Raw genomic sequence first — 12,820 nt, 5'->3', positions numbered from 1 at the left:
GTATATTAATCTCCCAAATGGTGTGCATTTATTTCATATCCGTTTAAAAATGCAGAAACTTCCATTCTCTTCTTTCCTTCCAGCTGTATTTCCTGTAAAATCAGAAAATTTTCTCCTGTTGCCACCTTAATGCCCCTTTTTGAAACTTCCATTATTTCTCCCGGAGCTTTATCTGTAGAACCTTCCTCTACCTTTGCCTTCCAGATTTTAAGAGTTTTTCCATTAAGGGTTGTATACGCACTTGGCCATGGATTTAATCCTCTTATTAAACGTTCAATTTCCACTGCAGGCTTTGAAAAATCAATATTTCCCAGTTCTTTTGTTATTTTTCCCGCATAGGTGGATAAGGAATCATCCTGCTTAGTTCTTTCTGCTGTGCCTTGTTCTAACTTGTCAAGAGTTTCTATTATAAGCTTTGCCCCCTCTTGAGACAAGGCATCAAACAGGCTCCCTCCTGTTTCGTCATCTCTTAATTTAACTACACTTTTATCTATAATGTCACCTGTATCAAGACCTTCTGCCATATACATTGTGGTAACTCCTGAATACTCTTCACCATCAATAACTGCCCACTGTATAGGTGCAGCTCCACGGTACTTAGGTAAAAGCGATGCATGCACATTAACGCATCCGTATTTTGGCAAATCGAGAATTTCTTTCGACAAAATCTGTCCAAACGCAATCACCACAATTACATCAGGCTTTAGATTTCTTAAAATTTCCACAAACTCCTTATCTTTTACCTTTCGTGGCTGATATACCGGAATATTAAGCTCCACTGCCGTTTCCTTTACAGGAGTAAACTGCATTTTGTGACCTCTTCCCTTTGGTCTGTCCTGCTGGGTAACAACTGCCGTTACATCATGCTTACCGGCTATAGCCTTTAATGCAGGTACGGAAAAATCCGGTGTTCCCATAAATACTACTTTCATGTATTCACCCCCTGACTATTCTTCATTATTTTCGTACAACTCTTCGTTGTCGTATAATTTTCCTTCCACCTTATCTACATACATAACTCCATCTAAGTGATCATTTTCATGAAGTATGCATCTGGCTAACAATCCTTCTGCCTCTAATTCAAATTCTTCCATGTTTTCGTCTAAGGCTTTTACCTTTACATTATTAGCTCTTGTAACCATTCCTGATTTTCCAGGAACGCTCAAGCATCCTTCATATCCTGCCTGAATGCCATCTCTGTCTATTATTTCAGGATTAATAAAAACATATGGAACGCTGTTTCCCTCCTCATCTCCACAGTCCACAACAAATATTCTCTTTAAAATTCCCACCTGTGGTGCCGCTAAGCCTACACCATTTGCCTCATACATGGTATCAAACATATCTTCAATTAATATCTTAGTACGGGAATTCATTTCCTTAACCGGCTTGCATACCTTTCTAAGACATGGTTCTCCTAATTCTCTTATATTTCGTATTGCCATTTTCTTCTCCTTAAATAAATTGTCAGTTTATACTTTAAAATCAAATTGTACATTAATATTTTTGAAATTTTGTGAACAGTTTATTACATCTTCTAAACTATCTTTTAAATCTATTAATTCTTTTCTTGTTATTCCCTTTAAATATATTATTCTTCTATGAACATCATTAACCTTTGAAACCGGTGGTTTTGCCGGGCCTATAATCATAAGCTTATTATAATGTTCATCTCTTTTCTTCTTTATGATTTCAGTAATATATTCCGTGGCAATGTTTAATTCCTTTTGGTCTTTTCCCTGTAAAAATACGGAAATCATATTTGCCACCGGAGGATATGACATAAGCTTGCGGTAGGCTATTTCCTCCTGATAAAACTCCTCATAGTCCTGATGACTTGCAGCTTTTATACTATAATTATCCGGGGAATATGTCTGAATAACCACATCTCCTAAGCTTACTCCTCTTCCGGCTCTTCCTGCCGCCTGACATAAAAGCTGGAAGGTTCTCTCTGCTGCCCTGTAATCAGATGCATATAAAGACATATCTGCTGCTAAAACTCCCACTAAGGTTACGTTAGGGAAATCATGCCCCTTAACAATCATCTGGGTTCCCACTAGTATATCTGCTTCGTGATTGGCAAAAGCTGAAAGTATTCTGTCATGGCTTCCTTTTTTAGATGTGGTATCTGCATCCATTCTAAGAACTTTTGCTGTGGGGAACATTTTCTTGACTGCCAGTTCTATCTGCTGGGTTCCTATTCCAAAGCCACCAATATTTTTAGAGCCACATCCCGGACACAATCCCGGCATCATTTCCGTGTGTCCACAATAATGACATACTAATTTTCTATTGGTGTGAAGTTTTAAGGTAACATCACAGTGGGGACATTTAATTGCCTCACCACAATCCCTGCAGGATACAAATCCCGCATATCCTCTTCTGTTAATAAACAGCATTGTCTGCTGTTTTTTCTGTAATCTGTCTTTAATTAATTCACTTAATTTTACACTAAATATAGACTTATTATCATTTTTTAACTCTTCCCTTAAATCCACAATTGAAACTGTGGGAAGATTTCCTTTTTCCCTTGATGTAAGTTTATGAAACTTATATATGCCTTTTTTTGCCCGGTAATATGACTCAAGAGACGGTGTGGCTGAACCCAAAACAATGGCAGCTCCCGTATCCACACCTCTTTTTTGTGCTACTTCTATGGCATGATACTTAGGCACCGACTCGCTTTTATATGCACTTTCATGCTCTTCATCTATTACAATAAGTCCCAAATTTTTAAAAGGTGTAAAAAGTGCTGACCTGGGGCCAATCATTATGCTGATTTCACCCTTCTTAGCCCTTTCAAACTGGTCGTACTTCTCTCCTGCAGACATTCTGGAATTTACAATGGACACCTTTTCCTTAAAACGCCTTGTAAATCTCATAACTGTCTGATAGGTAAGGGCAATTTCCGGAATAAGTACAATGGCAGACTTTCCATTTTTAATGGTATAGTCAATTAAATCCATATATACTTCCGTCTTTCCGCTTCCTGTAATTCCATGAATCAGATGAACATTAGGGAACTTAGACGGTTTAAAATTCATGGTTTTTTTTATTTCTTCCGCAACACATCTTTGTTCATTATTAAGAACAATGTCATACTCCGGCTGACTGGTAACAGTAACGGGATTTCTATAATCAATATCCGCATTAACAACAATATCTCCCTGGATTTCCATGGATTTTATCGTACTGTCAGATATATTTAATTTATCTGTTACAAGCCTCCTAGAAATATTATCATTGTCAATTAATTCCTTAAGAAGTCTTATTCTTGCTGTAGCATGTTTTTTGGTGTATTGTTCAATCTTCTCTAATGCTTCATCTTTAGTCATATTAAGAACAATGGTTTTATTTTCCTTTGCCCTGACTTTGTTTTTTACAGGTATTACGGTTTTTAATGCCTGATTCATGGTTGAACCGTAGTTTTCTTTTATCCACCATGCCAGTTTAATAAGCATGCTTTCCACTTCCACTGCACCTTCAATAACAGAGGATATTTTTTTCATTTTGCTTACATCAAAGGATGGTTTATCAGTTACCTCAATAACATATCCCTTTATCTGTCTGTTTCCCCTGCCAAAGGGTATCATTACCCCTGTGCCTGCAAAAATGCGGTTCTCCAATTCTTCAGGTATTATATATCCAAAAGGATGGTCTAACTTTTCGTGAGAAATATCAATTATAATATTTGCAAACTTCATTTTGACCTCCTTTTAATCTCCGCTGCATTTTGGACATTAGCTTTTATAGATTAATTTATTTTTTATTTAGCTCTACACTTCTTAAACAGTTTACCAACAACATAGTAACTGTCATTGGGCCTACACCTCCCGGAACAGGTGTTATGGCTGATACCTTTGGCTCCACTGACTCAAAATCCACATCACCACAAAGCTTACCGTTTTCATCTCTATCCATTCCTACGTCAATTACCACGGCACCTTCTTTAACATAATCAGCTGTTACAAATTTTGGTTTTCCAATAGCAGCAACTAAAATATCTGCCCGCTTTGTAACTTCCTTTAAATCCTTAGTTCTTGAATGAGCAATTGTAACTGTGGCATTTTCCTTAAGCATTAAAAGTGACATAGGTTTTCCTACAATATTGCTTCTTCCAATTACTACACACTCTTTTCCTTCAATATCTATGTCACTGCGTTTTAACATTTCAATAATTCCTGCAGGAGTACATGGTAAAAATGTATCTTCTCCAATTACCATTTTTCCTACATTTACAGGATGAAATCCATCAACATCCTTTGTGCTGTTAATTGCAAGAAGTACCTCACTTTCATCTATATGCTTTGGAAGGGGAAGCTGAACTAAAATGCCGTTTACGGTATCATCTTCATTTAATTCCCTGACAATATTAAGTAACTCTTCCTGAGTAGTTTCCTCCGGCAAAGCTAAGGTTCTTGAATTAATACCTACATATTCACAGGCTTTTTCCTTATTTCTTACATAAACTGCAGATGCCGGGTCGTTTCCCACCTTTACAACTGCTAATGTAATGTCAATTCCTTTATTCTTATATTCAGCTACCTTTTCCTTTAATTCATCCTTTATTGCTAATGAAATAGCCTTTCCATCTATTATTTTTGCCATTTCCTTTTCCCTCTTTTCCGGTAAATTTTATGTTTTAGAATAATCCTTCTATTTTGCCATCATCAGTCAAATCAATTCCATATGCTGCCGGCTTCTTTGATAATCCAGGCATGGTCATAATGCTTCCGGTAATTGCAACTACAAATCCTGCTCCGGCAGAAATATATACTTCACGGATATTTATTGTAAATCCTGTAGGACGTCCTAACTTAGTTTTGTCATCTGACAGTGAATACTGTGTTTTTGCCATACATACAGGATAATCTCCATATCCTAACTTTTCAATATTGGCAATGGCCTTTTCAGCCTCAGGAGAATATGTTACTCCCTCTGCTCCATATATCTTTGTGGCAACAGTTTCAATTTTTTCTTTAATGGACATATTATCAGGATATAAAGGCTTGTAATTTGACGGCTTATTTTCAATAGTATCAATTACTTTCTGTGCTAAAGCAACTCCGCCTTCGCCACCTTTTGCCCAAACTTCTGCTAATGCGAACTCACATCCACGTTCTTCACAGAAATTCTTTATAAATTCATATTCAGCTTCCGTATCTGTTACAAACCGATTTAATGTAACTACTACAGGAACTCCAAACTGCTGTAAATTTTCAATATGTTTTTCAAGGTTTACAATACCCTTTGCTAAAGCTTCAACATTTTCGTTGGATAATTCATCCTTTGATACGCCACCATTATATTTTAAAGCCCTTACCGTAGCAACTAATACTACACAATCCGGCTTAAGGCCTGCCTTCCTACATTTAATGTCAAGAAATTTCTCTGCTCCTAAATCAGCGCCGAAGCCTGCTTCCGTTATTACATAATCTGCCATTTTAAGAGCTGTTTTTGTAGCCTTTACCGAGTTACATCCATGAGCAATATTGGCAAAAGGTCCACCATGTACTAATGCCGGTGTATGCTCTAATGTCTGAATAAGGTTTGGCTTCATGGCATCCTTTAAAAGAACTGCCATTGAACCTACTGCCTTAATATCCTTTGCAGTTACAGGCTCTCCGTCATATGTGTATGCAACAATTATCTTTCCAAGTCTTTCCTTTAAATCTGCGTAATCGTTGGCAAGACAAAGAATTGCCATGATTTCTGATGCCACGGTAATAACGAAATGATCTTCTCTTACAACACCATCTACTTTTCTTCCAAGACCTACTACTATATTTCTTAAAACTCTGTCATTTATGTCAACACATCTCTTCCATACAACCTGATTTGGGTCAATATTTAATTCATTTCCCTGCTGGATGGAGTTGTCAAGCATTGCAGCAAGTAAATTGTTAGCTGAAGTTATTGCATGGAAGTCTCCTGTAAAATGAAGGTTTAAATCTTCCATTGGAACAACCTGAGCATATCCGCCACCTGCAGCACCACCTTTAATACCAAAGCATGGTCCTAATGACGGCTCTCTTAAAGCTATCATTGCTTTTTTATTTAATCTTCCAAATGCCTCTCCTAAACCAACAGTTACTGTTGTTTTTCCTTCTCCTGCAGGAGTCGGATTTATGGCTGTAACAAGAATAAGTTTACCATCTTCATTACCTTTGATTTTTTCATAGTATTCATTGGATATTTTTGCCTTATACTTTCCATATAACTCAATATCATCCTCTGTTAAACCTATATTCTGTGCTACCTCTTTAATCGGAAGCATGACTGCCTCCTGTGCAATTTCAATGTCTGATTTCATAATTTTAATATCTCCTTCTTATTGATTATCGTTTTGTAAACTAGCTTCAAATTCATCTAAACTCATAATAACCTTTCTAGGTTTATTCTGTTCCTCCTGACCTACAACCCCTGCATCATAAAGCTGTTCCATAATACGTGCCGCTCTGTTAAAGCCCACTCTGAACTGCCTTTGAATCATACTAGTTGAGCCCTTTTGCTTTTCTATGCAAAGCCTTCCTGCTTCAGCAAATAACGGGTCTTTATCCCCTTCTGCTCCACCGGAAGCCTCCATATCCGTAGTTAATTTTACACCAATGGTTTCGTCATATTCAGCTTCTCCACTGTTGTTTTTAATATATTCAACAGTATCAAAAATTTCCTTATCCGATACATATGCTCCCTGTACTCTCACAGGTTTAACATATCCGGCAGGATAAAACAACATGTCACCATTGCCTAAGAGCTTTTCAGCTCCGTTCATATCTATAATTGTTCTTGAATCCGTTCCTGATGCCACAGTAAGGGCAACTCGTGAAGGAATATTTGCCTTAATAAGTCCCGTAATAACATCTACTGAAGGACGCTGAGTTGCAATAACCATATGAATGCCTGCTGCTCTGGCAAGCTGTGCTAAACGGCATATTGCCTCTTCCACTTCCTTAGCTGCCACCATCATAAGGTCAGCTAACTCGTCAATTACAATAAGTATCTGTGGCATTTTTTCCGGTGGATTATCTCCTGAAAAATCACCGCTTTCCACCTTTGCATTGTAACTTCCAATATCTCTTGCCCCTACATTGGCAAACTTCTTATATCTGGTGGTCATTTCTGCCACCGCCCAGTTAAGAATGCCTGCCGCTTTTTTAGGGTCTGTAACTACATCATATAATAAATGAGGTATTTTATTGTATACCTGAAATTCCACAACCTTAGGATCAATAACAATAAGCCTTACGTCTTCCGGTGTTGTCCTGTAAAGAATACTCATTAATATTGAGTTTGTAAATACTGACTTTCCTGAACCTGTAGTGCCTGCAATAAGCATATGAGGCATTTTGGCAATATCAGCCACAACTACTCTTCCTGCAATATCCTTACCTGCCGGAAATGCCAGCTTCGACTTATGCTCCCTTAATTCCTTTGAATTTAAAAGTTCCTTTAAATATACAGGATCCCTTCCCTCATTTGGAATTTCAATTCCTACGGCAGCTTTTCCCGGTATAGGTGCTTCAATTCGTATGTCCGCCGCTGCCATATTTAACTTTATGTCATCTGCAAGACCTGTTATACGGCTAACCTTAGTTCCCATTTCAGGTTGCAATTCATATCTTGTAACTGACGGTCCCTTACTTACATTTGTCACTTCTACCTTAACTCCAAAGTTTGCCAAAACCTGTTTTAGTTTATTGGCTGTCTGCATAAGGGATGCTTTTGTTATACCGCTTTTGCTCCCGGGATTATCCTTAAGAAGACTGTATGGTGGTTTCTTATATTTCATTTTCTTTTTAGACGGTGCTATTATTTTTCCTTCTGAAGATGCCTTAGGCTGTTGTGAGCTGACTTCTTCTGCCGCCGGTGTTTCAGTGGCTACTGCCTCCCCTACTCCAAAAGGCTTTCTCTTCATAGTCTTTTTAGCCTCTTCACTTACTATCACTCTTTCCTTTGGTGTAAATTCACCGTCTGTAGCATGTTTATCAGCTTTTGGTGGTTCAGGTTTGTCAAGGCCATCTATTTTAACCTGCTTATTGCCCTGATTTTCTTCATAGGTATATACAATTTCACGGTCAAGGGGCATTTCATCTATGTCACTTGGGGTATCATCCACTCCGTCAATATGTATTTCGTGAACCTCCTGTTTATTATCCTCTAACTTCTCCCCTGGTAAACTATCTCCACCAACAGTAGTTTCATTAAAGTCCACACCGATTTTTTTCTGTCTGGCAATACTTCTTTCTTTTTCCTTTTCAATCCGCTTCTGCTCTCTTCGTACTGCCGTGGCTTCTTTTCTGGCTTTTGTATCTTCCACTGCACTTTCATAGGCACTTTTTCCCTTTTTCTTAAGAAAAGACATAATAGACTTTTCCGTTAAAATTACTATGCATATAATAAGTACAACAAAAGTTACAATGTAGGCTCCTGTAAGTCCTAACAGGGAATCCATAAGATTTCCTAATGCTCCCCCTACAAGACCTCCGCCAAATTCGCCTTTAGAGCCATATTTATAATATTTTAAAACATCTATTCTATTGTCACTGTAACTTAACAAATCAAACAGCAGACACATATTAATGTATAATAGCACCACTGCCACTATCTTAGAGATAACCTTGGTGTTCATATTATTATATGCCACAAGTCCTATTGTTACTGCCAGAAATACAGGAAAAACATATCCCATCCATCCGAAGCATCCAAGCATTGCATCCCTTAATGTGTTTCCCACTATGCCACAAATGCCAAAATTGCTTAAGAATAAAAACAGTGCCACAGCTAAGGATATCCACAAATAAACCTCCTTTACGATTATTTTGCGTTTCTTAGCCATCTGGGCGTTTTTCCTTCTTGTTTCCGCAGCCTTACTGCCACCGGTTTTACTGCCACTGGTTTTGTTTCCACCAGTCTTACCTTTACTGCTATTTGTTTTTTTGCCATTACTTTTTTTCTTCGTATCGGCCAATATATTTTCACCCCTGTTAATTTATTTTACGAAAAATGATGCCACTATGGCTATCAGTCCAACTAATCCGCAATAAGCTGAAAAATATTTAAACTGCTTATTTCTTACAACTACAAGCATTGTTTTAATACATATGTAACCTACCACGGCAGACACTAAAGCTCCTGCCACGTAGCACTCAACACCTGTTTTTGCAATGTCTGTGTGCATATCAGGAATGTTTAACACACAGGCACCCATTATAGCCGGAATTGACATAATAAAGGAATATTTTACAACAAAATCTCTTCTAAGTCCACATAAAAGACCTGCTGTAATGGTTGTTCCTGAACGTGATAATCCCGGAAGAGTTGCTATCCCCTGACAAATTCCTATAAAAACTGCGTTTAAATATGTAGTTTTCTTTGGTGTTTTATTTCCGTTTGGTATATTATCTGAAATTACAAGTAATATGGCTGTTATTAAAAGACAAATTCCCGGAACAATAAGAGTATGGGATGCATTATCTACTAAATTCTTACCTACAATACCTATTATTCCCGTAGGTATGGTTGAAACAATAATTAATAACGCAAATTTTCTATATGATGTTCTGATTATTTTTCTGTATTCCGGATTCTTTTTGGTTGTCTTCCATCTTATGTAATAAAATACATTAGCAACGAAATCCACCACTATTCCGATTCCATCATATATTAATCTTCCAATATCCCGCCAGTATATAACAAATACTGCAATTAATGTTCCCAAATGTAAAAATACATCAAAAGATGTACCTACATCTTCAAGTCCGAAAATCTGCTGGAATATAGCAAGATGTCCCGAACTGCTCACAGGAAGAAATTCCGTCACTCCCTGTATTATTCCAAGAAAAATTGACTCTAATAAACTCATTTGTAACTCCTTATTTCTTTAGTTAACCATAATCTATAATATTTTACTATTTTTCACCACTATATTCAAGTTATTTAGTTTTTGTATTGTAATGCCCCGGTGTCCAATGTAATTTATCAGGATTTTTTGTCAATAAGTTCATACAACTTTTTTATGGCATCTTTTAGGCTTCCTATTTCATTTATTATTCCTTCATTCACTGCTTCCTTACCTACAAGAATGCTTCCCACATCCTTTGTCATAACTTCTGTTTCCATCATTAATTCCATAAGCTTTTGTTCTTTTATGTCACAATGGTCTAATATAAAAGAATTAATTCTCTCCTGAATTTTTTTAAAATAATCATAGGTCTGGGGAACTCCTATAAACAGTCCATTCATTCTCACAGGATGAATAACCATGGTACCTGTTTTAACAATAAAGGAATAGTCTGTTGATACTGCAAGAGGAACACCAATGGAGTGGCTGCCTCCTAAAACTAATGACACTGTAGGCTTACTAAGTCCCGATATCATTTCTGCAATTGCAAGACCACATTCAACATCCCCACCTACTGTATTTAATATTACCAGAAGCCCATCTGTTTCTGCATCATCTTCTACCTGTGCTAACTGAGGAAGCACGTGTTCATATTTAGTTGCCTTGGTTCCTGATGCCACATTTTCGTGTCCTTCAATTTCCCCGATTATATTTAAAAGATGTATTTTTTTGTGTCTGCTGTTGTTATTTAAGTCTGTCTGACCGTATTCTTTTATTTCGTCCATAAAAAATCCCCCATATTGATGATATACAATGTACGGATTTTCAAATTAACTTTCCGTACAATATAATACTCTCCAATATAGGGGATTTTTATACTATTATATAATTTTAAAACTGTTCTTTTACTTTATCATATGGTAACTTTCCACCAAACAAATCCAGCGCACTTCCAATGGTAAAATCCATTTTACCATTAGAAATCTCCCTGAACCTTTCTATTTGTTCCATAGTGGATATCCCACCTGCATAGGTTATGGGAATATCAGTAAATTCAGATAGCATAGCTACCAAATCTTCTTCCATTCCACCTGATTTTCCTTCAACATCCACACCGTGTATAAGAAATTCATCACAATATTCCGACAGTTTTTTCAATGTTTCAATATTAACTACTTCATCAGTGAATTTTTGCCATCTGTCTGTTACTATGTAATACTGTCCGTCTTTCTTTCTACAGCTTAAATCCAAAACAATACACTCTTTTCCCACAGCTTCCACAAGACTTTTAAGATTTCCGTAATTAACTCTTCCATCTTTAAATACATAAGATGTGACAATTACATGGGATGCCCCTGCCTTTATATAATCCTGTGCATTTACAGCTGTAACGCCGCCGCCTATCTGCATCCCTTTAGGATATGCAGACAACGCCTCTATTGCCTGTTTCTTTGATTCCTTAAAAAATTCCGAACCGCCGGCATTTAATATTATTATATGTCCGCCTTTTAGCCCGTCTTTTTTATAAAGATTAGCATAGTAGACTGCATTTTTTTCAGATACAAAATTTTCTTCTGCCTGATTTCCCTTGTCTTTAAGGCTGCTACCTACTAACTGTTTCACTTTTCCGTTGTGTATGTCTATGCATGGTCTGAATTTCATTTTTATTACCTTATTTCGTAAGTTTTATGTTATGCATTTAATGCCTGCTCTAAATCTGCAATAATGTCCTCAGCATCTTCAATTCCTACAGAGAATCTGATTAAATCCGGCTGAACTCCTGCCTCAATTAACTGTTCATCTGTCATCTGTCTATGAGTGTGACTTGCAGGATGTAGCACACATGAACGGGCATCAGCCACATGAGTCACTATTGCCACAAACTTAAGATTATCCATAAATTTAATGGATGCATCACGACCACCTTTTATACCAAATGTTAAAACGCCACATGTTCCATTAGGCATATACTTCTGCGCCAAATCATAATATTTGTCACCCTCTAATCCAGGATAATTAACCCAGGCTACCTTGTCATTTGCCTTAAGCCATTTAGCCACTTTTAATGCATTTTCACAGTGTCTTGGAACTCTTAAATGTAATGTTTCAAGGCCTACATTTAGCAAAAATGAATTTGTAGGTGAAGGAATTGATCCTAAATCCCTCATAACCTGTGCTGTTGCCTTTGTAATATATCCGCTTTTTCCAAATTTTTCTGCATAAACTAACCCATGATATGATTCATCCGGCTCTGTCATTCCCGGGAATTTATCAGCATGAGCCATCCAGTCAAAGTTTCCACTGTCAACAATTGCTCCACCTACTGCCATGGCATGACCATCCATATATTTAGTTGTGGAGTGAGTTACTATATCAACTCCAAATTCAAAAGGTCTGCAATTAATAGGTGTCGGGAATGTGTTATCCACAATAAGAGGAACACCATGACTGTGAGCTGCCTTTGCAAATTTTTCAAAATCAAACACTACAAGAGACGGATTTGACACCGATTCACCAAATACACACTTTGTATTTGTTTTAAATTCTTTTTCTAAATCTTCCGGTGAAATATCCGGATCTACAAATGTAACATCTATTCCCATTTTCTTCATGGTTACACCAAATAAATTAAAGGTTCCTCCATATACATTTGATGAACAGATAAAGTGGTCTCCTGCTTCACAAATATTAAAAACTGCGTAAAAATTAGCTGCCTGACCTGATGATGTAAGCATAGCTGCCACTCCACCTTCTAACTCACATATTTTTGAAGCTACTGCATCATTAGTAGGGTTCTGAAGTCTTGTATAAAAATATCCGCTATCCTCTAAATCAAACAGTCTTCCCATTTGCTCTGATGTATCATATTTAAATGTGGTGCTTTGATAAATAGGCAAAACTCTCGGTTCTCCCTTTGTAGGCTTCCATCCGCCCTGTACGCATATTGTTCCTTTGTTGTTATTCACTTTCTAACCT

General features: G+C 37.1%; 10 protein-coding genes. All 10 read right to left on the bottom strand.

The annotated features are described in order from the left end of the window. Positions 1 to 5: 5 nt before the first annotated feature. On the bottom strand, positions 6 to 932 hold the full coding sequence (gene fmt / locus DWW68_RS04295; protein ID WP_118588986.1) for a methionyl-tRNA formyltransferase: 927 nt from the start codon (positions 930 to 932) through the stop codon (positions 6 to 8). A 15-nt stretch (positions 933 to 947) separates the two neighbouring features. Then, on the bottom strand, positions 948 to 1,445 hold the full coding sequence (gene def, locus DWW68_RS04290) for a peptide deformylase (protein WP_118588985.1): 498 nt from the start codon (positions 1,443 to 1,445) through the stop codon (positions 948 to 950). Between the two features lie 27 nt (positions 1,446 to 1,472). Next, positions 1,473 to 3,704, bottom strand: a complete 2,232-nt coding sequence (priA, locus tag DWW68_RS04285; protein WP_158576799.1) for a primosomal protein N' — start codon at positions 3,702 to 3,704, stop codon at positions 1,473 to 1,475. Positions 3,705 to 3,759: 55 nt separating this feature from the next. Continuing rightward, positions 3,760 to 4,608, bottom strand: coding sequence for a bifunctional methylenetetrahydrofolate dehydrogenase/methenyltetrahydrofolate cyclohydrolase FolD (gene folD, locus DWW68_RS04280; RefSeq protein ID WP_021953333.1), 849 nt, complete (start codon positions 4,606 to 4,608; stop codon positions 3,760 to 3,762). 34 nt (positions 4,609 to 4,642) lie between these two features. After that, entirely contained in the window at positions 4,643 to 6,313 is a 1,671-nt protein-coding gene (locus tag DWW68_RS04275) for a formate--tetrahydrofolate ligase (RefSeq protein WP_021953334.1), read from the bottom strand. Positions 6,314 to 6,331: 18 nt separating this feature from the next. Beyond that, on the bottom strand, positions 6,332 to 8,971 hold the full coding sequence (locus DWW68_RS04270) for a DNA translocase FtsK 4TM domain-containing protein (RefSeq protein WP_347497881.1): 2,640 nt from the start codon (positions 8,969 to 8,971) through the stop codon (positions 6,332 to 6,334). 21 nt (positions 8,972 to 8,992) lie between these two features. Continuing rightward, positions 8,993 to 9,865 carry an undecaprenyl-diphosphate phosphatase gene (locus DWW68_RS04265; protein WP_118588984.1) on the bottom strand — a complete coding sequence of 291 codons (873 nt, stop codon included), beginning with the start codon at positions 9,863 to 9,865 and terminating at the stop codon, positions 8,993 to 8,995. Between the two features lie 116 nt (positions 9,866 to 9,981). Further along, complete coding sequence (locus DWW68_RS04260) at positions 9,982 to 10,629, bottom strand: ATP-dependent Clp protease proteolytic subunit (RefSeq protein WP_021953338.1); 648 nt, start codon at positions 10,627 to 10,629, stop codon at positions 9,982 to 9,984. 106 nt (positions 10,630 to 10,735) lie between these two features. Next, positions 10,736 to 11,506, bottom strand: coding sequence for a phosphoribosylformimino-5-aminoimidazole carboxamide ribotide isomerase (gene hisA / locus DWW68_RS04255; RefSeq protein WP_118588983.1), 771 nt, complete (start codon positions 11,504 to 11,506; stop codon positions 10,736 to 10,738). 29 nt (positions 11,507 to 11,535) lie between these two features. Beyond that, entirely contained in the window at positions 11,536 to 12,810 is a 1,275-nt protein-coding gene (locus DWW68_RS04250; protein WP_021953340.1) for an O-acetylhomoserine aminocarboxypropyltransferase/cysteine synthase family protein, read from the bottom strand. Between the last annotated feature and the right edge of the window lie 10 nt (positions 12,811 to 12,820).

It is taken from the genome of Eubacterium sp. AF16-48, from assembly GCF_003479405.1.
Classification (GTDB): Bacteria; Bacillota; Clostridia; order Lachnospirales; family Lachnospiraceae; genus Eubacterium_G; species Eubacterium_G segne.
The sequence above is the reverse complement of the archived record's forward strand: the minus strand, read 5'-3'. Positions and strand labels throughout refer to the sequence as shown.